The sequence below is a fragment of the Brevibacillus sp. RS1.1 genome, from assembly GCF_013284365.1.
Classification (GTDB): domain Bacteria; phylum Bacillota; class Bacilli; order Brevibacillales; family Brevibacillaceae; genus Brevibacillus; species Brevibacillus brevis_D.
Map to the genome: position 1 here is coordinate 658,734 of NZ_JABSVA010000003.1, position 19,401 is coordinate 678,134.

Annotated in this window: 17 protein-coding genes, 2 pseudogenes and 2 riboswitches; of the genes and pseudogenes, 4 read left to right on the top strand and 15 right to left on the bottom strand. The window is 46.8% G+C overall.

The window, feature by feature from the left end; translation table 11 throughout:
- Positions 1-46 precede the first annotated feature (46 nt).
- Positions 47-1,360: a M28 family peptidase gene (locus HP570_RS13605; protein ID WP_173626046.1), complete on the bottom strand. Its 1,314-nt coding sequence runs from the start codon at positions 1,358-1,360 to the stop codon at positions 47-49.
- Between the two features lie 353 nt (positions 1,361-1,713).
- On the opposite strand from HP570_RS13605, the gene dat reads away from it, so the two are divergent.
- Positions 1,714-2,565 (top strand): D-amino-acid transaminase, encoded by an 852-nt coding sequence (gene dat, locus HP570_RS13610; protein WP_012686000.1) that lies wholly within the window; start codon positions 1,714-1,716, stop codon positions 2,563-2,565.
- Between the two features lie 260 nt (positions 2,566-2,825).
- Here the strand turns inward: dat and HP570_RS29630 are convergent, their stop codons facing one another.
- The 11 genes and pseudogenes from HP570_RS29630 to gcvT all read right to left on the bottom strand — a co-directional run bounded on the left by HP570_RS29630 (position 2,826) and on the right by gcvT (position 13,978).
- Positions 2,826-3,107 (bottom strand): thioredoxin domain-containing protein, encoded by a 282-nt coding sequence (locus HP570_RS29630; RefSeq protein ID WP_254495260.1) that lies wholly within the window; start codon positions 3,105-3,107, stop codon positions 2,826-2,828.
- The gene (locus tag HP570_RS13620; RefSeq protein WP_173625721.1) at positions 3,052-3,633 is read right to left on the bottom strand and encodes a hypothetical protein; all 582 of its coding nucleotides are present in this window, start codon (positions 3,631-3,633) and stop codon (positions 3,052-3,054) included. Before HP570_RS13620 ends, HP570_RS29630 begins: the two co-directional genes overlap by 56 nt.
- 194 nt (positions 3,634-3,827) lie before the next feature.
- Complete coding sequence (locus HP570_RS13625; RefSeq protein ID WP_173626047.1) at positions 3,828-4,493, bottom strand: DUF1266 domain-containing protein; 666 nt, start codon at positions 4,491-4,493, stop codon at positions 3,828-3,830.
- Positions 4,494-4,506: 13 nt separating this feature from the next.
- Positions 4,507-6,363: a J domain-containing protein gene (locus HP570_RS13630; RefSeq protein ID WP_173626048.1), complete on the bottom strand. Its 1,857-nt coding sequence runs from the start codon at positions 6,361-6,363 to the stop codon at positions 4,507-4,509.
- Positions 6,363-7,193 (bottom strand): annotated as a pseudogene (locus HP570_RS13635) (Hsp70 family protein); the annotation flags it as partial. The gene HP570_RS13630 and the pseudogene HP570_RS13635, both read right to left, overlap by 1 nt.
- Before the next feature lie 39 nt (positions 7,194-7,232).
- Positions 7,233-7,442: pseudogene (locus HP570_RS30115) on the bottom strand (Hsp70 family protein); the annotation flags it as partial.
- A 495-nt stretch (positions 7,443-7,937) separates the two neighbouring features.
- On the bottom strand, positions 7,938-8,768 hold the full coding sequence (locus tag HP570_RS13640) for a lipoate--protein ligase family protein (protein WP_016739882.1): 831 nt from the start codon (positions 8,766-8,768) through the stop codon (positions 7,938-7,940).
- Between the two features lie 71 nt (positions 8,769-8,839).
- Positions 8,840-9,919, bottom strand: a complete 1,080-nt coding sequence (locus HP570_RS13645) for an undecaprenyldiphospho-muramoylpentapeptide beta-N-acetylglucosaminyltransferase (RefSeq protein ID WP_173626050.1) — start codon at positions 9,917-9,919, stop codon at positions 8,840-8,842.
- A 99-nt stretch (positions 9,920-10,018) separates the two neighbouring features.
- Positions 10,019-11,488 carry an aminomethyl-transferring glycine dehydrogenase subunit GcvPB gene (gene gcvPB / locus HP570_RS13650; protein ID WP_173626051.1) on the bottom strand — a complete coding sequence of 490 codons (1,470 nt, stop codon included), beginning with the start codon at positions 11,486-11,488 and terminating at the stop codon, positions 10,019-10,021.
- Positions 11,481-12,833 (bottom strand): aminomethyl-transferring glycine dehydrogenase subunit GcvPA, encoded by a 1,353-nt coding sequence (gene gcvPA, locus HP570_RS13655; RefSeq protein WP_087343812.1) that lies wholly within the window; start codon positions 12,831-12,833, stop codon positions 11,481-11,483. Before gcvPA ends, gcvPB begins: the two co-directional genes overlap by 8 nt.
- A gap of 41 nt (positions 12,834-12,874) precedes the next feature.
- Positions 12,875-13,978, bottom strand: a complete 1,104-nt coding sequence (gcvT, locus tag HP570_RS13660; RefSeq protein ID WP_173626052.1) for a glycine cleavage system aminomethyltransferase GcvT — start codon at positions 13,976-13,978, stop codon at positions 12,875-12,877.
- A 79-nt stretch (positions 13,979-14,057) separates the two neighbouring features.
- Positions 14,058-14,177: riboswitch (glycine riboswitch) on the bottom strand.
- Between the two features lies 1 nt (position 14,178).
- Positions 14,179-14,274, bottom strand: a riboswitch (glycine riboswitch).
- 221 nt (positions 14,275-14,495) lie between these two features.
- Here gcvT and HP570_RS13665 point away from each other — a divergent pair.
- The 3 genes from HP570_RS13665 to HP570_RS13675 all read left to right on the top strand — a co-directional run bounded on the left by HP570_RS13665 (position 14,496) and on the right by HP570_RS13675 (position 18,331).
- Positions 14,496-16,202 (top strand): DEAD/DEAH box helicase, encoded by a 1,707-nt coding sequence (locus HP570_RS13665; RefSeq protein ID WP_173626053.1) that lies wholly within the window; start codon positions 14,496-14,498, stop codon positions 16,200-16,202.
- Between the two features lie 36 nt (positions 16,203-16,238).
- A complete protein-coding gene (locus HP570_RS13670; RefSeq protein ID WP_173626054.1) occupies positions 16,239-17,363 on the top strand; it encodes a YqhG family protein in 1,125 nt (374 codons plus the stop codon).
- 110 nt (positions 17,364-17,473) lie between these two features.
- Positions 17,474-18,331, top strand: a complete 858-nt coding sequence (locus HP570_RS13675) for a hypothetical protein (RefSeq protein ID WP_012685992.1) — start codon at positions 17,474-17,476, stop codon at positions 18,329-18,331.
- Between the two features lie 33 nt (positions 18,332-18,364).
- Here HP570_RS13675 and HP570_RS13680 read toward each other — a convergent pair whose 3' ends face one another.
- Genes HP570_RS13680 through HP570_RS13690 form a run of 3 tightly spaced genes read right to left on the bottom strand, consistent with a single transcriptional unit; the run spans position 18,365 to position 19,398 of the window.
- A complete protein-coding gene (locus HP570_RS13680) occupies positions 18,365-18,619 on the bottom strand; it encodes a YkuS family protein (protein ID WP_012685991.1) in 255 nt (84 codons plus the stop codon).
- Positions 18,620-18,658: 39 nt separating this feature from the next.
- Positions 18,659-18,820 (bottom strand): YqzE family protein, encoded by a 162-nt coding sequence (locus HP570_RS13685; RefSeq protein ID WP_007725773.1) that lies wholly within the window; start codon positions 18,818-18,820, stop codon positions 18,659-18,661.
- Between the two features lie 56 nt (positions 18,821-18,876).
- Entirely contained in the window at positions 18,877-19,398 is a 522-nt protein-coding gene (locus tag HP570_RS13690; protein ID WP_012685990.1) for a shikimate kinase, read from the bottom strand.
- Positions 19,399-19,401: the final 3 nt, after the last annotated feature.

Below are 19,401 nucleotides of genomic sequence, written 5' to 3' on the forward strand. Positions count from 1 at the left end.
AAACGTCCCCCGAAGGAGACGTTTACTGCAGGGCCTCACTTTCCGCTCACAGCTGTCCCCCATTTGGAGAACCCATCGGATAAGCTGGCGTTGTTTGTTCTGTCATTTTGTGAATCGCTGAAAGGACCGCCTTCGTCGCCTTTGCAATTTGTTCCCAATCCATTTGTGCGATAGAGTCATCTGTTGCTTGTCTCGTCCCCGCACTCGTCACAAGTGCCGTAGGAATACCTGCGGCGGCTAAAGCGCTTGCTGCGCCGATTCCTTCACGCGTTCCAGCCTTATCACTAGGAGACAACCCCGCTGCTCTTAGGAGTTGGATTGGCAGATTTTCGTTACCCAGCGGATTGGTTGCAACGAGCTCTGTCTTTTGGCTACCCACCCCCTCGACATAGAAGGCTGCTATCATGGCTTGTCGCTCTTTGGCTGATAAGGCATTCGCATAAGCAATTGGGCCTCTGCTTCCCGAAGTAACAGCGCCAAAGCTGACGAACCTCACTTCCGTATCAATCGGCTTGTCAGCCATATTACGAGCTATCTCAAGCAAGGCCGCTACACCGGAGCCATTGTGATTTGCCCCAGCTGATAACCCGGCGGAATCATGGTGAGCAGAAACCATGACGACCTGCCCGGTGTCATTTTGATTGGGCTTTCGGCTTGCCACGATATTATAAGAGGTTTGCTTGGTCGTTACGGCTCCTTCTACCTTGACGGTTCCCTTTACGGGCCGCTTGTCCATGATGCGTTTTTGGAGCTTCGTACCATCCGCTTTGGACAAAGCGATTACAGGAACAGCGATATCCAAGGGTTCGCCCAGGGAAGCATTCCAGCCTTCCTCCCGATCATTCCAGATGATCAGTCCAACAGCTCCGGCAGCCGCTGCCTGGCGTACTTTTTCTCCGAACGGAATCTCGCCTCTCTTGACTAAGGCAATCTTTCCCCGGGAGGCATCATTCGCAAAATCAACCGCCCTACCCAAGCCTGCATCCACCACCTCTGCTGTCGCAGTTCCATTGATCCCAAAAGTAAATCCACTTATTGTCCATTTTTGACCCGGCCATTCTTCCATCGTCAGGGATAGAGTCGTTGGCTTTCGGTACGTATAATAAGAAAAAGGATCGAGCTTTGTCTTGTACCCGTAAGAGCGAAGTGTATTTTCCACATAGACAGCTGCCGCAAATTCCGTTTCAGTAGCAGGTGGACGGGCTGTTCTTGCCAATTGCTCGACATGGCTGTACAAGCGTTCACTATCGATCCAATCTTGAGCTTCCTCTGCATGAACACGATGGGAAAGGAAAGGTATAGACAATATCGTTCCACAGGCAAGCAGGGCACATAGCGCGTAATGACGGACAGATCGCATGGCATTCTCCCTTTCCTTCGCTCTTTGCTCTTTGCTCTTTGCTCTTTGCTCTTTGCTCTTTGCTCTTTATTATGGGCGTTTACGACAAACTGAGTCTAGTCAGAATAGTTAGTCAAATAACTTCATCCTGCGCCATCCCTGGACAGCTTTCGCTTTGTTCTGCCCAAAACGTCGATTTTTCGCGTGACTTCCTTCCATATGAAATCTTAATAGAAAGGGGCTTTACTCCGTAAAATTATTGATAAAGAAAAGGCGACTTTCAAATTGACCGATGTCCTTGCCTTTTGCTAAGGTGGAATCAATAAAAAACCGTTTGAAAGAAACGGAATGGAATCCATTGAGGGGGAAGTACCATGCTCTATGTAGATGGGAAATGGGTAGAAGAAGGGCAAGTCGCAGTTCATCCAGAAGACCGCGGTTATAACTTTGGGGATGGCATCTATGAGGTAGTACGCATTTATAAGGGGCGCATGTATCAATGGGATGGACATCTAACCCGATTGTTTCGAAGTGCCAAAGAAATAAAAATGGAGCTTCCATGGAGCGCAGAAGAGCTGACAGACTTAGCGAATCAGCTGATCACCAAGAATAACATCACGGAGAATGACGACGCTAGCCTTTACTTGCAAGTATCTCGTGGCTCCGCTCCACGTGTACACGATATTCCCTCCGGAATCCAGCCTGTGATAATGGGCTTTGTCCGTCGTAAGGACCGCCCTGTCGCCGATATGAAGAAAGGCTTGACAGCTCAGCTCGTTGAAGATATCCGCTGGCTGCGTTGTGATATCAAAACACTCAACCTGCTAGGTGCTGTTCTAGTCAAACAATACGCAAAGGATGCAGGTGCCCAAGAATCGATTCTGCACCGCAACGGCGTCATAACAGAGTGCAGCGCTTCCAATTTGTTCGTCGTGAAAAATGGCGAGTTGTATACGCATCAGGCTGACAATCTGATCCTGCACGGAATTACTCGCCAAGTGGTCATTGATTTGGCTCGAAACAATGGCATCACTGTCCATGAAGAAGCATTCGACATTGCTTTCTTAAAGCAAGCAGATGAAGTCTTCCTCACAAGCACGACCGCGGAAATCATGCCGCTCATCTCGGTAGATGGCGTCGCTGTCGGCAACGGACAACCAGGACCTGTCGTGCTTACGCTACAAGACTTGTTTGAACAGCATATCAACACAAGTGTACTCGTGTAATGAAAATAACGTTTTAGTCTGGAGTTATTGATCTAACGGGGTTTTTCAAATATATATTCGGCAGTCTTCGCAAAATAAGTTTAAGACTGGTGCAATAAAAGAAACAGCCGCGGACTAAGATGTGAAAAATAAAGTCTTAGACTGCCGCTGCTGTTTCGGCCTATGAATGAACTAACGTCTTCGTTAGTTCTTCTTTTTTAGCAAAGGCCATTTCTTAGCCTTTGCAGGGGATGTTGAATTGAATGGCCGAAAATATTCATTTACTTTAAAAGCAGTGAGTTAATTACTGGCACTACTTCCAATGGTTCCGTCGTTGTTTCGTATCTTCCGTATACATGACCGTTCCGTTCGATCAAAAATTTTGTGAAATTCCACTTGATCTCAACACCCGCGTATATGTCAGGATACTTTTCTTGCAGATAGACCAACTGCGGTTCGGGAGCTCTTTGACCATCATACTGCTCCCACACGTAGACCAGTTCTAGGTCAGTCAGATACTTCGACCCCGTTGCGTTTTCCGAGGAAAGTGAATGAATACGCATTATCCTCTTCCTTATCCAGCATGTTCTTGTCTACCCACTCCGGAATATCTTCTTCAGGAGTCTCTACGATAAGCGATAGCTCCGTTAACGCAGGGTCAAGATAAGGTACGAGTGCTGCGATCTCTTTTTTCTTCGCTTCCTCTACACTGATTTTCTGCTCTGTTTTTCGTTGGTCTGGCAAATTCAGATCGAAGTCGATGAGCCGGTCACTCTGTTCATCTGTCGTGAGGCTAACCAGCTCAAATGCAGGCGTACCTTTATTTGAATCGTTCATCCAACGATAGGATTTGATTGTCTGAAGTCCTTCTAAAAGATTGTCCTTGTGATCATCGTATTCAAAGGCCGTACCTGAAACATCAATACCAAACTGTGTTTTCAGCCATTTTTCTCCTTGTTCGCGGGAAGCTATTTTGATGCTTTTCCCTTCTCCTTTTACAAGAACACCCTCCCCTGCCAGTTCAGCTTCTTCCCCGATGACTTTGCCGGTTAGAGTATCGATCCAACCACTGGTAAGACGGATGGGCAATTATTTGCGTCGCATATCATTCCAATACTCCTATATAATCCCATACTTCTATTTAAAAACACGCCCTCGTGTTAATCGACGAGGACATGTTGGTAACCACTCTATGTTGTGAACATTTGTTTGGTTTACTCAAAATCAAGCCAGCCCTACATCTTCTTGGTACGATTGAGGACTGATATTTCACGAAGGTCAGATCATTTATTACTGTTGAGAGCTACATTCCAATCAACTTGACGCATGGGACTGTGCCTGGAGGCGAGCAGCTTGGTGTAGAAACTTCGATTTTCTTTAGCAGTTTGGAAAGACGTATCCTGAATTAAAAAATCAATTCCTGCCACAAAACCGGCAATATATTCACTCCAACCGGAATACGCTTGTTGTGCCAGTCTAGCAGCACTCAACATATATTCGATTGCCTGATCCTTTTGCAAGTAACCCAGTTTCAAACCAGCTCTGGATAAAAGGACACACCAAGCATAGTCATGAGCAGCAATCCCCTCTGAAGGTAGACATCTCGAATAGTAATCGACAAGAATCAACTGAGATTTCGATTGATGGTCCTCGGGCAACGCTTGAATGTATGCCGTTCGTTCTGATTCAGAAAAAGCAAATAAGAAATGACGGAGACGATTGAATTCTTCCCTCTTCCCTTCCGATATGAGCCATTTTATTGTATCAATTAGTGCGGTCTTATCTGTAATCTGTTTTTCCTTAAGAAGAAATAGGCACGTTCGTCTACTTAAATTTTCATGATATAACGCATAATAGTAGGCTCCACTTTTGCTAAAGCAAACAGACGAAAGAGCTCGCAGAAATAATCTGTGACCCTTCTGATTATATGTAAGAACGGTGGGTGCCATCGGTTCCTCCTTATTAGAATCGGACCGTTTTGTAGGTTCTGACAAACAGTCGAAGCAAAAATGCATAGAGAACTAGTAGCAATACGGAATAAATCACTGCTTTAACGGGAACTACATTAGTAACATTATGTACAACAATTAGTTTATCGACAACAAATTTGGAATCTTTGTATTTGGATCCAAAGTCTGTAATCTGCAAAACTTCCCATACATAGTCAGGTAACTCTTGCGGCATTTTCACGATTGTTCCTGGCGAATCAATGAAATTACTTTTTTGTATTTGCACTGCCTGATTGGCATCTGAGACCAATAAAACGATTGATGAGTTATCAAGCTTAGCAACATAAAACCACCCTGTGGGGAGAATGCTTCGAGCCCAATTACGTTGCTTACTGTAGGAAGAATTATATCGAGTACTGATAGCACCGGTTTGGGCTTTTAAATGATACTCTGTTATTCCTAGAAAATGAACACTGGGAAGCTTTATTTGGGCGATATCAGAATAATCCAGTTGATTCAGCACCTCAGTGGAAGATAGTTCTACAGGATGAATCCTATTTTTTAGATAGGAGATAGGTGTTAATCCGGAATCATTAGTGAAAGGATTAGATAACAAAACATGTAGAAAAAGAATGAAGGATAGAATGAATACGACACCTGCTTTGGGCAACTGCATCCAAAACAGTTTCACACTGCCAAAAAAATTTGGCTTCCCAAGCTTTTTATACAATCTCTTTATGACTGATCTTCTGGTGAAAAAGGGCCTCCGCTTGGCCCGCTCCACCATCTCAGAACGGATATGTGCAAGGCTGGTTATGGCATCAATATCATTCGGAAAACTCTCCAATATCTTCAAGTAGTTCTCCTCTGCCTTCTCTAACTCACCAAGTTGAATGAGGCATTTCCCCAACAGACGCAGGGTACCCATATTGGCAGGCATACGTGAGAGGATGTACAGACATTCGTCTTTTCCTTCTACGAATTGATGGGTTTCATACCATATCCGAGATCGAATCAGATACCAATCGATGTCATCTGGATCAATACGGATTCCGTGTTCCATTGCAGCAAGAGCAGACTCCTTTTCACCCATTCGAAGGAAGTATTCACCCTGTAGCCGCAGCAAGTCAGGATCATCTGAATACATCGCATAGGCTTCATCGATCGATTGACCTGCCAGTTCAAGATTGTTTTCCTTGAGTGCCTGATATGCCGTCTCCCGCTTGCTCAGAAACACATCGTAGTCTAAATCGGCTGCATGCTGTATAAAGGTATAACGAAGAGCAGGTTCATTCAATTGTCTACAATAAAAATGGTAAAACTCTTCGGTGAAATGCTCCATTCGATCATCCGGATCTTCTGTTGCTAGTTCACGCCAACGAAAACAGTATTCGATGGATTCCCAAACTCTTTTAGGGAGAAACCGATGTTCATGCAAGAAATCCAATAATGTTACTTCTACTGTTTCTTTGAGCCTTATATTCCAGACAATATCGTTATTTAAAAGCTTTGACCATTGTTCATGGCTGATACGGGAAGAGAAATCAGAATACACCTCTTCAACTTGTTCCATGAATTCATCTACTGGGTCAATCTCTTCTGGTCGGTCTATAGTTTCAACTGTTAGCTCGACTGTGTTGAGAGGATTGGGCCAGATATGGATGTTGTTTTCATCGATTAACGACGGGCCAGTTTCTTTGATGGCTCCCTTTTTCGCAACCTTCAATGCAAGGTCATATGCTTCTCTTAGCCTTTGATAGCCTTCCGGATCATCCTCTGGGTGGTGAACCTTCAGTTTTTGGGAGTAGGCTTTTTTAATCGATGGAATATCTTCTGTGGGTTCAATCCCCAGTACTTCCCACACACCCATTAGTAGTCGAACCACCCTTCCAAATGATCCAGTTGCTTTTTAAACGCTAAAGTCGCCTTTTTAATCAGTTGCTGATCTTGAGTGGCTAACACAGCTTCGAACTTTTCCAGTAAATATGCAATTTCTGTGCGTTTGTCCCCAAGGGATTCTTCATACATCCGTTCACCCCGAGCAAGCAACAGTCTATTTTCGGCCCTGTCACGCGGATGGATTTTGATATCTCTCAATTCGTTAAGACGAGCTTCGATTTCCTCAGGTGACAGGCTTCCTGGGTTTTTCTCGATAATCATGTTCTTTTTCAAGCCAGTACTGACAATGGTAACTTCCACCTCCAAAATCCCATTAATATCATAGGTATAGCGGATATCTATAGACTCCTGGCCTGCGGGACCTTTTGGCACCTCTACTTTGAGCTCCCCAAGTTTGATGTTGTTCTCGACACGGCGGCTCCCCCCCTGGTATATTTCGGTGAGAATCGCAGTCTGATCATCATTGACTGTATACAGACGCTTTACTTTGCTCACAGGTATGGGCGTGTTACGTTCAATGATCGGCAGATAATGTCCATCCTCAAAGCCGCTTGCCGTTCTTTTCACAATATCGGTTCCAAGCGTATAAGGGCATACATCCGTCAGAATAATCTCCTTTAAGGCTTCGTTTCTCTCCTTGAGTGCAACTTGAATCGCAGCTCCAATCGCTACCGATTCATCTGGGTTGATTTGCGAGTAGGGCAAGCGTCCAAACATTTTGCTAACAGTAGACTTGATTATCGGCATTCTGGTGGCACCACCGATGAGAATGATAGTATCCAGCTCCTCAGGAGAAAATGAATACTGCCCCAACTTAAACAGCTTTTCTGTACCCATATACCGTTTGAAGGCTGCTGCAGTTGCATGGGGATGGGTAATGAGACGCTCTTTTGCAATTTGGCCAACCAGAATTTCACCATTGTCATCGATGCTTACAACAGATGAAGTAAGGTATTCTCCCAACGCATTCGGTATTAGCTCGGGACCGTTATCACACCAAAAAGCTACCAGACTATTCGAGGTTCCCAAATCAATACCTATCGTTGTCATAGAATATGAATACCCTCATTTCTCATGTAATGTATAACAACTCAACCGTTATTTAGTAATTATATTCAATAGTATTTATAGTATTAAAAATCGCTCAAAAACAAAAGGTTTATTATATGGTTCCTGTCACTCTTCGACATTGAAGGACTATAACGATATTCTGTTGGTCGCGAAAAAAATTGGAATCGAAAATCCATTCCTCCCAACGAAAGGCACAGCTACTGACTATGTAATGTCTGTGGACCAAGAACGCGATACATTGTAAGTGCCATTTCCACGTTTTGTTATTCGTCAATCCATGAACGAAGTCATTTTTTCTTCCAACCATAAAGACTTTATAACCGAACTCCAAGTACAAATAGAGTAACGACACGTTACAAAAATTTGATCATCCTGTCCGTAAATTCGATTTCGTACATTTTTTTCACTGGACATACTCGTGTAATGAAAAAAGCTCTCCCGGTATACGCATAAATCCGAGAGAGCTACTCTTTTTTAACGGCGCAGATTCCATTCGTCTGTAGCATAGCGCGTACGCACAAGTTCTTCTGCCAAAGCGAGTTCTTCGTCCGTAAGTGTTGAAGGGATCAGCTCCACTTCCAGTCCAGATGCAAAACCTTTCGAGAACGCCTCGATCGATTCTTGGAGACTGATTGGCCGTGAGCTTACTTCATTGATCGTCACTGCTTTTTGTCGGAAGCTATCGATCATCCGTTGTTTTACCCGCTCCGACGGGAAATGTAAGAGTGAGAATAGCAAATCCACATCCATATCAAGTAGGATAGAGCCGTGCTGAAGAATAACACCCTTTTGCCGGGTCTGCGCGCTTCCCGCTACTTTTTTCCCCTCTACCACGAGTTCATACCAGGAGGGAGAATCAAAGCAGGCCGATGACCCTGGAGAATTGTATTTTTCCTTCTCCTCTTCACTTGCTAAGGAGACCATTTCCGCCGAGAGTCCAAGATTTTGGAATCCGTGCAGCAATCCCAAGCTGATGATTTTGTAGGCTTCCGTCACGCTCGAAGGCATTTTCGGATGGTCTTCGGATACGATGACACTGTATGTTAGCTCCTGATCGTGGAGAACAGCACGCCCCCCTGTCGCTCTGCGAACAAAGCCCAATCCTCTATTTTGAACTTCCTCCAGGTTGATTTCCTTGATGGCCTTCTGGAAATAACCAATTGACAGTGTCGCTGGGTCCCACGTGTAAAAACGAACGGTCGGGGGAACCTTCCCCTCACTGTGCAACTGCAAAATTGCTTCATCTACTGCCATATTCATTGCGGGTGACATGGCTTCTGTCACGATATAGCGCCACTGTTCCATCTATGTACCTCCTCATTCACAACGCCTTCATTGTACGCTTCTGGCACGAGGGACGGCAAGCCTCTGATGGGCTATTTAGAGCGAGCTGTCTCCTGTAAAATCGCCATGACCTGCGCCAATGCATCTGTTTTCTTCTCATTCTCTTCGCGCATCCGCTGCAAGATGGACTCCCTGTTCGTTTGCAAGTCATTCAATGCTTGATAAAAGCGATCATCCGTTAGCTCTTCTTCCAGCAGAACATGACACAAGCCCTGCCTTTCAAAGGACTGTGCATTTAAAATCTGATCACCCCGACTTGCTTCACGGGACAACGGTATCAAGAGCATCGGCTTTTGGAGGGCTAAAAACTCATAGATGGCATTGGAGCCAGCACGAGACACAACAAGATCTGCCATCGCTAGCAAATCAGGCAACTCCTCCTGAACATACTCGAATTGCTTGTAGCCTGTTACCTGAATCGTTTCATCCACTTGATTTTTGCCACAAATATGTACAATGGAAAAATGCTCCAGCAAGTTATCCAATGTGCGACGTACCGCTTCGTTGATTCGGCGCGCTCCCAAGCTTCCTCCCATGACAAGCAGGACAGGCTTTTTTGTGGTAAAGGAGCAGTACGCCAAGCCTGCTTCTTTTCGCCCCTGCTTCAACTCTTCTCTCACGACTGCGCCAACGTGAATCCCTTTGTTTCTCGGTACTTTCGAAAGCGAATCCGAAAATGTTACGCACACTTTATTAGAAAAAGGGACCGCCAGCTTGTTTGCGAGACCGGGTGTCAGATCAGATTCATGGATGACAACGGGAAGACGGTTTAGCCACCCCCCAAATACGACCGGTACGGAAACGAAGCCTCCTTTGGAAAAAATCACATCCGGCTTCCATTTGCCGAGAAAGCGAAAAGCTTGCCAAATGCCTTTGAGGACTCGCAGCGGGTCACTCATGTTTTTCCAATCAAAGTAACGTCGCAGTTTTCCTGAAGAAATGCCAATATAGCGGACATCTGGACGGTTGGCGACAAGCTCACGTTCGATTCCATTCACAGAACCAATGTAGGCGACTTCCCAGCCCAGCTTGATAAAATGGGGGATGAGCGCAAGATTCACAGTAACATGACCTGCCGAACCACCACCGGTAAAAACAATCCTTCTCTTCATTCGGTTCGAACCCTCCCCTACCTCTTCTTCCCCCATGATAGCATCAATCAGAAAGAAAAGCCGCCCGTAACAACAGGCGACTTTTCCTGGAATCTAGAATTATGCTTGCGGTTGATAACGTAGGATTGGCTTTCTCGCCGCTGTCGCTTCATCCAAGCGTTTGACGACAGTGGTATGAGGAGCTTCCTGAACGATTTCTGGCGTTTCCTCGCACTCGCGGGCAATTTGCAGCATGACGTCGATGAACTCATCAAGCGTTTCTTTTGTCTCGGTTTCGGTTGGTTCGATCATGAGGCACTCGTCAACGATCAATGGGAAGTAGATCGTTGGCGGGTGATAACCGAAGTCGAGCAAGCGTTTTGCGATATCGAGCGTGCGTACGCCCAACTTCTTCTGGTTCACTCCAGACAGAACGAACTCGTGCTTGCAGACGCGATCAAATGGCAGATGATAAGCCGTTGCCAGTCGACGCATCATGTAATTGGCGGAGAGCACCGCATTTTGTGAAACTTGCAGCAAGCCTTCTGGCCCCATCGTGCGGATATAGCTGTATGCACGAACGAGAATACCGAAGTTTCCGTTGTAGCCTTTTACGCGTCCGATGGAAGCCGGACGATTGCTGTCCCAGTAGAAGCTTCCGTCTTCCTTCTTCGCTACGATTGGTGTAGGCAGGAATGGCTCGAGAATTTTTTTCACGCCGACCGGACCAGCACCTGGGCCACCGCCGCCGTGAGGGCCTGTAAACGTTTTGTGCAAGTTCAGATGCACTACGTCGAAGCCCATGTCTCCTGGACGGGCAATTCCCAAAATCGCGTTCGCATTCGCACCATCATAGTACAAGAGGCCGCCAGCTTCATGGACAATTTTCGCCATTTCCACGATATCTTCTTCAAACAATCCGAGAGTGTTCGGGTTCGTCAGCATCAAAGCAGCTGTGTCAGGTCCTACTGCATCGCGCAGCGCTTGAATGTCAACCAATCCACGCTCGTCGGATGCAATGGTTACGGTATCCAAGCCAGCTACAGCAGCAGATGCCGGATTCGTACCGTGTGCGGAGTTCGGCACGATTACTTTGGTACGGTGCGCTTCCCCACGGCTCTCGTGGTAAGCGCGGATCATCATCAAACCTGTCCACTCACCCGCAGCACCAGCAGCTGGTTGCAGGGTAACTGCGTCCATGCCTGTAATTTCACCCAGCTCTTCTTGCAGGTTGTACAACAGCTCCAAAGCGCCCTGTACAGTTTCTTCCGGTTGGTACGGATGTGTCTGCGCAAAGCCTGCGTAACGGGCAACGTCTTCGTTAATTTTCGGGTTGTATTTCATCGTGCAAGAACCAAGCGGATAGAAGCCATTGTCTACCCCGTGGTTGCGACGAGACAGTTCGGTATAGTGACGAACCAATTGCAGCTCAGATACCTCTGGCAGCTCAGCTGGCGTTTCGCGGATGAGGTGCTTTGGCAAAAGGCTTGCTACTTCTACTTCTGGAACATCCAATGCCGGCAAATTGTAGCCCACACGGCCTGGTTTGCTCATTTCAAAGATCAGTGCTTTCTCCTGGTCGTTACGCACGTGTGATCGCCTCCAATTCAGCCGCCAATATGTCGATTTCTTCTTTGGTACGCAGCTCAGTTACTGCAAGCAAGGTATGATTTGCAAACTCTGGATAGTCGAGACCGAGATCATAGCCTCCAATGATTCCAGCAGCCAGCAGGCCTTTGTTTACTTCTGCAACTGGTTTGTTCAGCTTCACTACAAACTCGTTGAAGAATGGAGAAGTGAATACGATCTCCAAGCCTTTTGCTTGCAGGGCATTCTTGGCGTAATGAGCTTTTTGCAGGTTCATCATTGCCATTTCTTGTACACCCTGCTTGCCGAGTGCTGTCATGGCAATGGAAGCAGCCAATGCGAGCAGCGCTTGGTTCGAGCAGATATTGGAAGTCGCTTTTTCACGACGAATATGTTGTTCACGCGCTTGCAGCGTCAATACGAAGCCGCGCTTGCCATTTTCGTCCTTCGTTTGACCGACGATACGACCTGGCATTTTGCGCATCAGTTTGGTTGTGGTAGCAAAGTATCCGCAATGTGGTCCGCCAAAGGATGCTGGAATACCGAATGGCTGCATGTCACCCACTACGATATCTGCGCCCAATTTGCCCGGCGCCTCCAGTACTCCTAGCGCAAGCGGATTGGAGGATGTGATCAACAGTGCGCCTTTTCCGTGCGCAATTGGTTCAATCGCTCCCAAGTCCTCAACGTTTCCGAAGAAGTTCGGATACTGCACGATGATCGCTGCTGTATTTTCATCAACAAGCGCTTCCAGAGCCGCTGTATCCGTAACGCCATCGCTGTTGATACCTACCTCAACCAGCTCAACGTTTTGTCCATACGCATATGTTTTCAAAACACCACGCGCTTCTGGATGTACAGCGCGGGAAACGATTACGCGCTTTTTGCCAGTGTGTCCAGCAGCCATCATCGCTGCCTCTGCCAAAGAAGTTGCGCCGTCATACATCGAGGAGTTCGCTACCTCCATGCCAGTCAGCTCACATACCATCGTTTGGAACTCGAAAATAGCTTGCAGCTCACCTTGGCTGATCTCTGGCTGGTACGGTGTATAAGCGGTAAAGAATTCACCGCGAAGCAGCATGTGATTAACTGTGCTCGGCGTGTAATGTTGATAAACACCCGCACCTAGAAAGTTAACATGTGTGCTAAAATTTACGTTTTTATTTGCGAGGTGTGTAAAATACTTCACCAAATCTGGCTCGGAAAGTGCTTCTGGAATATTCAATGCACCTTTGAAGCGTACTTCTTCCGGAATATCAGCAAACAGTTCTTCTACACTTGAAATGCCGAGCGTTTCCAGCATTTCGCGCTTGTCCTGATCAGTTTGGGGCAGGTAGCGGTATTTCACGGACGTTGTCCTCCTCTAAAAGGATGTATGTGGTGTATCGTTTAGTTTTTTGGGCGTTTATAAAATGGAGCGGCAACAACTTCTGCTTTCAGACGTTTTCCGCGAATTTCTACTTCTACTGGTGTACCTAACGCTGCATGCTCGGTTTTTACGAGAGCGAGACCGACGTTTTTCTTCAAGGTTGGAGATTGTGTTCCCGTCGTCACTTCGCCAATGAGCTCTTCCCCCACATAGACAGGGTAATGCGTACGCGGAATCCCACGATCGATCATTTCGATCCCTACGAGCTTGCGTGGGGCACCGTTTTCTTTTTGTGCCTTCAGCACTTCTTGACCGATGAACGGCACTTCTTTGTCTACCTTGACAGCAAAGCCAATGCCCGCTTCGATCGGCGTAATGTCTTTGCTGAGCTCTTGTCCGTAGAGTGGCAGCTTGGCTTCAAAACGAAGCGTATCGCGCGCACCGAGACCGCATGGCAACAGACCTTCTTCTTTTCCAGCATCCAGCAAGATGTCCCACAGCTCTGCTGCACGATCGGCATCCAAATAAATCTCGAAGCCATCTTCGCCAGTATAGCCAGTGCGGGAGACCAAACCTGGAATACCGCTCACTTGCACATCACGCTCAAAACGGAAAAAGCCGATTTGAGACAAGTCTGTAGTCGTCAGCTTTTGCAGAATGGATTCTGCCAGAGGACCTTGAATGGCGATTTGTGCTGTTTGTGGCGAAATATTCTCAATCGTTACGCCTGGAATCAGATGTTCTTCTAGCCACGCATAGTCTTTGTCGATATTCCCCGCGTTGATGACGAGCAAGTAATGATCATCTGCATACTTGTAAACAAGCAGATCGTCTACCGTTCCCCCATCTGGGTAACAAAGCACACTGTACTGCGCCTGCCCGACTGCCAGCTTAGACACGTCATTCGTAGTCACACGCTGGAGATAAGTAAGAGCGTTTTCCCCTTTTACGTCCACTTCTCCCATATGGGAAACATCAAATAGACCAGCTTTTGTCCGAACGGCTTCATGCTCTTGACCAATGCTTGTAAACTGCACCGGCAGATCCCAACCACCGAAGTCGATGGTTTTCGCGCCATACTTTGCATAAGAATCAAATAGTGGCGTACGTTTCAAATTGGACATGTGGCACCTCCTGTGAACAATAAGAATCCAAAACAAAACAGAGGGGGAAAAACGGGTACACCAAAATAATGGTGCCCATTTCTCCTCCTCTGTCCTTGGTACCTGAGAGTTACCTTGCGAATCAGGTGGGGGTACATCGCTCCCACTTGCAAGTTTCCCCTTTGGTGGCTCATATGAATGTGAGCTCTCTCCAGAGTTGCGTCCAGTAGAGGTACTTTTGCCTGAGAGATTCACCGTTACCGGCTTGCTCCTTCGGCGCTGCCAAACGTTCCAGCAGTCTCTCCCTACTACCTTCATTCGCGGTTGTTTCATGGTCATACATAAGTTTTTGCTAACATTTCCATACTAGTGGATGTACTACCTCTTTATCCTACCATGAGAGTCCAAAGTTGAAAATATACAAATTAACAGTCAGATTCAGAAAAACTTAACAAAACACATTGACAATAGATAAACGTTCAGTTTTTTGGCATTAACCATGAAAGTTATGGCAGAGCTATGAAAAGGAGTATCTTATATGCCGAATGTTCCTATTTCATTTGATACGAGTTGGATCAATCCGCTTACAGAACGAATGCAAGAAGATGGTCCTTGGGATAAGTGGGAGCTGTTCAAGCTCTCATTGGAAGCCGAGGAAGCGATGGCTGTTCACGATTTTGACCAGCTACAATGTCTGAAATATCTTCCACTCTTATCGCCATTTCCTCACCAGCTGGAGACAGCCAAACGCGTCCTGTTAGAGATGCGCGGTCGTGCCATTCTCGCAGATGAGGTCGGTCTGGGAAAGACGATCGAAGCAGGGTTGATCATGAAGGAGTATATGGTTCGCGGCTTGGCTAAAAAAATTCTCGTCCTGGTTCCGGCCTCTCTCGTGATTCAATGGACAAAAGAGCTCCATCAAAAATTCGGCATTGCAGCAGTCGCGCAAAAAAAAGAATATATGTGGCGGCAGCACGAAGTCGTTGTCGCATCCATAGATACAGCAAAACGCGATCCGCACAGACGTCACGTGCTCGACATCGATTACGACATGCTCATCATCGACGAGGCCCATAAACTCAAAAATAAACGGACACGCAACTATCAATTCGTCAAAGAGATCCGCAAAAAATATTGCCTGCTCCTTACTGCCACTCCCATTCAAAACGAGATGGACGAGCTGTACAACCTCATCAATTTGTTAAAGCCAGGTCACCTCGGCCATACATCCACCTTCTCTACCAATTACGTAGAGGGCAAACGCCAATCCAAAAACAGCGAGAAATTGCGGGAAGAAATTGAAAAGGTCATGATTCGCAACAAACGAAGTGATGGCGGTATCCAATTCACCAGCCGTCGTGTTCAGTCGATCCCGATTGACCTAACCCCTGAGGAAATGACCTTGTACGAAGGGGTGACCCGCTTTGTCCGCGAGCAATACCAAACAGGATTTGGGGTTGGTGGCTTCAACTCTCTCGCTCTGATTACCTTGCAGCGTGAGGTCTGCTCCAGTAAGGAAGCTGCGTTTATGACACTGTATAACATGCATCAGCGTACTGGCGAGGACTCTCCTTTGCGCGCGCAAATTCTTGAGCTAGTTGAGATGATCAAACAAATAGAGACGCATTCCAAGGCCGCCAAAACAGTTGAGCTCATTCAACAAATCAACGACAAGGTGATCATTTTTACAGAGTACCGAGCAACACAAAACTATCTACAAAAGTATTTGCACGACCACGGGATCACTTCCGTCCCCTTCCGCGGTGGCTTTAAACGAAGCAAAAAGGACTGGATGACGGATCTTTTCCAAAATCGTGCACAAGTCCTGATCGCGACGGAAGCGGGCGGCGAAGGGATCAATTTGCAGTTCTGCAATCAAGTCATCAATTACGATATGCCTTGGAATCCCATGCGAGTGGAGCAACGAATCGGACGCGTCCATCGGCTGGGACAAAAAAGGGATGTGGACATTTACAATTTATCGACAACAGGAACGATCGAGGAGCATATTCTCAAACTACTGTATGAAAAAATCGACCTGTTTGAAATGGTCATCGGTGAACTCGATGATATTGTGGAACGCCTGAATCTAAATCACTCCTTGGAAGATAATCTGATTCAAATCATTATGGATTCTCGATCCTCCAAAGAAATGGCGCTAAAGCTCGATAACATTGGACACGCGATTCGAGCAAGCAAAATAACAAAAGAAGACGTCCCGCTTTCTGAGGCGGCTGACCAATAACTCTTGTTGGAAACGAAAAAGAAATGAGGTCTCCTGATGCAGCAACAACAGGTCAGACAATTTGTCGAGCGCTATTTGGCGACTTTTTCTGCCCATATCGTCGAATCTCACCCGGATTATTTCACAGTCAAACTCCCTGTCGAGGTGGACAAAGATATCGGCAATCGCCCTTTTTACTGGAGCTGGGTGGATAAAATGAACTTGGCTTATCAGCCATTGGTGCTCACCTTTGCTTTTCATCCGGATTGCACGCCTGAAGGATTGCGATCCGAGCATCTGCATTTAGGGGCTACCCGTATGCAACAAATTTTCGCTTCAACCAAAAAGCATGGCAGCTTTGTCTGTATGTACGAGCAACAAGGGGGGCTTTTAGGCAATGCTGGCAAGCGTCGGTCAACCCCTCTCGTTCCTTGGCTCGGGATGAACTTGAAGGTTTCTCTGCTCTGTGACAAGCGACGTGACATTTTATTGTACCTGGGGATTAATTTGCATCAGCCGCGGTTGGTGACGGATTTCACTTCGTTTTTATTTTCACTTTCCTTGACCCCTGCGATCCCTGACTACTATTACACGTTGGATCGAAAGGTAACCATACAGGAAGCCCTCCAAATGGCACAACAGGAAGTCGAACATACATTGGAACAAGAAGATCAGCATTGGGCAGAGGAAGCGCGCACACGTTTGAACGAAGAATTGGCTATCTTGGAAGCGTACTATGAAGAATTGGCAAGGCGAGAACCAGAAAAGGAGCAGGCAAAAGCAGACGAAACCGAAGAAGAAGCAGAGCAGACAGAAGCGCAGCCGTCACTCGAGCAAGAAGCCCTCCACCCTGAGCCTGATCCAACTGGACCAGCTTCTGTCGAACAGCCCACATCTTTTGACGAATACCGGGCGTCTGGCGGACGAATCCTCGACTTTTTACGTACAAACGGAATCCAAACCACCCCACGTGCAGAGATTCATCTAGCAGAGTGGAAAAAGAGCACGCCAGATGAGGAGAGACAACGCCGCAAAGACGAGCTGGTATGGCAATACGAGCCGCGGATCGAGGTTTCGTTCATCAACGGTGGTTTATTCTATTTATCTTCCGTTCCTCCGCTCATACGGTCTTCGAAAGCAAAAAGCATGCGACATCTCCCCGCATCAGGGCGAATCATGTAAAAGATCAACGAGAAAATGTGAAACAGAAAAGACACGTTGCAACAAATCTTTTTGTCATAGCTGGTTACAATAGGAATAGGTTAAGCCTTTACAAAAGGTGGTGCATAGTTGTGACCAGACGATTTCTCCCTTTTATCGCTGCTCTTTTGTCTCTCATGCTACTTTCCTCACTAGCATATGCGCAAGACGAAGCAAGCTGGGACAAGCAGTTCCAAAAACAAATTCGAGAATGGATGGATGCAATCGCAAGCCGAGACCCTCAATTCAAGCAATGGCAGGACGCCAAAACGGATGTGCAAACACTTGGTGCAGGGCAGCATCAATGGCTAGTAAGTATAAAAAAAGCGGACAAGCAGGTAGGGTATTTGGTGATAGGAGAATCACCTGATTCCACTTCCCATGAGAAATTTGTTCTACTGGAATACGGTGTCGGGGAGTACATCTTGTTCGATGACGCCTTTGCTCCGAAGGAAATCGCGGCGGAGCCCGTTTATGACGGGTTCGCTTCCTACTGGCTGATCACCCAGAAGTCAGATACACAAATGGTCAATGCAAAAACAGGAGAAATGTATCCCACTTCCTTTCAAATTAGCGAGCCCGCTATCGATGCTTTTGCAGGCGAGCAGCTCATACAAAATGGTCAACGCCTGACTCAAATGAGAATTTTAAGCGCAGCCGAGTCTGATCCTTTTGATCATATTGGGTGGGTCAGCCAATTGAGTACAGCGGACACAGACGTGTCCTGGAACCAATTGTGGAAACAAGATTATGCCTCACCGGTAACATTAGCCGTCCCGATTCACCAGTCACAGGTTTTGGCCCCCTTTGTCGTTGGGTCCCTGCATTTATGGAATGACCAAAATGCTTATGTCGGTGTATGGGATGAGGGTCTGCGCTTTGTCCCGTATTCCTATGCCCATCGCGTCGGACGATTTTTCGTAAACGAAACAAGCTCTCCTGCCGAATAACCGGTTGGAGAGCTTGTTTTTTACGTTTTCTATTCACCGATGTTCTGTAGGAGAGAGACGCTCATGAACGGCATGAAAAATTTCATGGGCGGTCATTCCCTCTGCATTAATGACGGGAGCTCCTGTAATCGTTTTGTTTTGATCACCCAGTACGTTGATATCCTGTCCTGTAATGACAATCGCATCTACCACCTGCTGCCAGTTGCCTAAATCAACAACTTCGTAACCATTTTGACGCAGCATCTTGCACACTTCAGACAGGGAATTTTCTACCGCTACTCTCGCCATATGCACCCTCCGTCTCGTTCATGATAGGTTCCACGAATTTTATTTGCGCCACAACAGTCGTATGGACATAGGAATGGCACCAAACCAGCGTGACGACCAGGACTCGCGTGGAGTCTTACGTAAACGGCGTTCATCTTTTGGAGTATCCATGTACTGCACAAACAGTTTCGTCAGGTACTTTAAATATTCCTGAAAGGACATCGCACTTGACCTCCTTCTTACTCGCGGTTCACACCACGGCGCAAGCGCTGTCCCCTCTATTGTTCCCCGTCCTGTGTTCTTTCAACCACTTGCCTCTTAATTTCCAGTACAATATCGGAAAGGCTCTTTCCTGTCGTATCCACCTGAATGGGCGCGAAATCGTATACACCTGCGCGCTCCGCCATTAAGGTTTTTACCCTTGTCGCGACTCCTCCTGCCAACAACGGACGGCCTGTATCCTTTTCCAAACGCTTGATGAGCTCTTCTTCCGTAGCATGCAGCGCGATTACGATGCCATGCTCCAACATCATCTCTACGTTTTGCTTCCGTAATACAGCTCCTCCCCCAGTTGTTACTACCTGAGATCCTACTGCCAGTAATTGCGCCAGACGTTTCGTCTCGACGTCTCGGAAATACGCTTCACCTTGATCCGTGAAGATTTCTGGAATACTGCGACCTTCCCATTCTACGATTGCATCATCCAAGTCCGTATGCTTCATTTCTAAAGAGGCAGCGAGTGCGGCGCCAACCGTGGTTTTTCCCGTTCCCATAAATCCGACTAACACCAGGTTTTTCATTTC

Bases quoted from the DNA above. Each gene is read 5' to 3' on its own strand.
- gcvT (WP_173626052.1), bottom strand. From the start codon at position 13,978: ATGTCCAATTTGAAACGTACGCCACTATTTGATTCTTATGCAAAGTAT.
- HP570_RS13685 (WP_007725773.1), bottom strand. From the start codon at position 18,820: ATGTCCTTTCAGGAATATTTAAAGTACCTGACGAAACTGTTTGTGCAG.
- HP570_RS13680 (WP_012685991.1), bottom strand. From the start codon at position 18,619: ATGGCGAGAGTAGCGGTAGAAAATTCCCTGTCTGAAGTGTGCAAGATG.
- HP570_RS13625 (WP_173626047.1), bottom strand. From the start codon at position 4,493: ATGGCACCCACCGTTCTTACATATAATCAGAAGGGTCACAGATTATTT.
- HP570_RS29630 (WP_254495260.1), bottom strand. From the start codon at position 3,107: ATGCGTATTCATTCACTTTCCTCGGAAAACGCAACGGGGTCGAAGTAT.
- dat (WP_012686000.1), top strand. From the start codon at position 1,714: ATGCTCTATGTAGATGGGAAATGGGTAGAAGAAGGGCAAGTCGCAGTT.
- HP570_RS13640 (WP_016739882.1), bottom strand. From the start codon at position 8,768: ATGGAACAGTGGCGCTATATCGTGACAGAAGCCATGTCACCCGCAATG.
- HP570_RS13630 (WP_173626048.1), bottom strand. From the start codon at position 6,363: ATGGGTGTGTGGGAAGTACTGGGGATTGAACCCACAGAAGATATTCCA.
- HP570_RS13670 (WP_173626054.1), top strand. From the start codon at position 16,239: ATGCAGCAACAACAGGTCAGACAATTTGTCGAGCGCTATTTGGCGACT.
- HP570_RS13605 (WP_173626046.1), bottom strand. From the start codon at position 1,360: ATGCGATCTGTCCGTCATTACGCGCTATGTGCCCTGCTTGCCTGTGGA.
- HP570_RS13645 (WP_173626050.1), bottom strand. From the start codon at position 9,919: ATGAAGAGAAGGATTGTTTTTACCGGTGGTGGTTCGGCAGGTCATGTT.
- HP570_RS13665 (WP_173626053.1), top strand. From the start codon at position 14,496: ATGCCGAATGTTCCTATTTCATTTGATACGAGTTGGATCAATCCGCTT.
- HP570_RS13690 (WP_012685990.1), bottom strand. From the start codon at position 19,398: ATGAAAAACCTGGTGTTAGTCGGATTTATGGGAACGGGAAAAACCACG.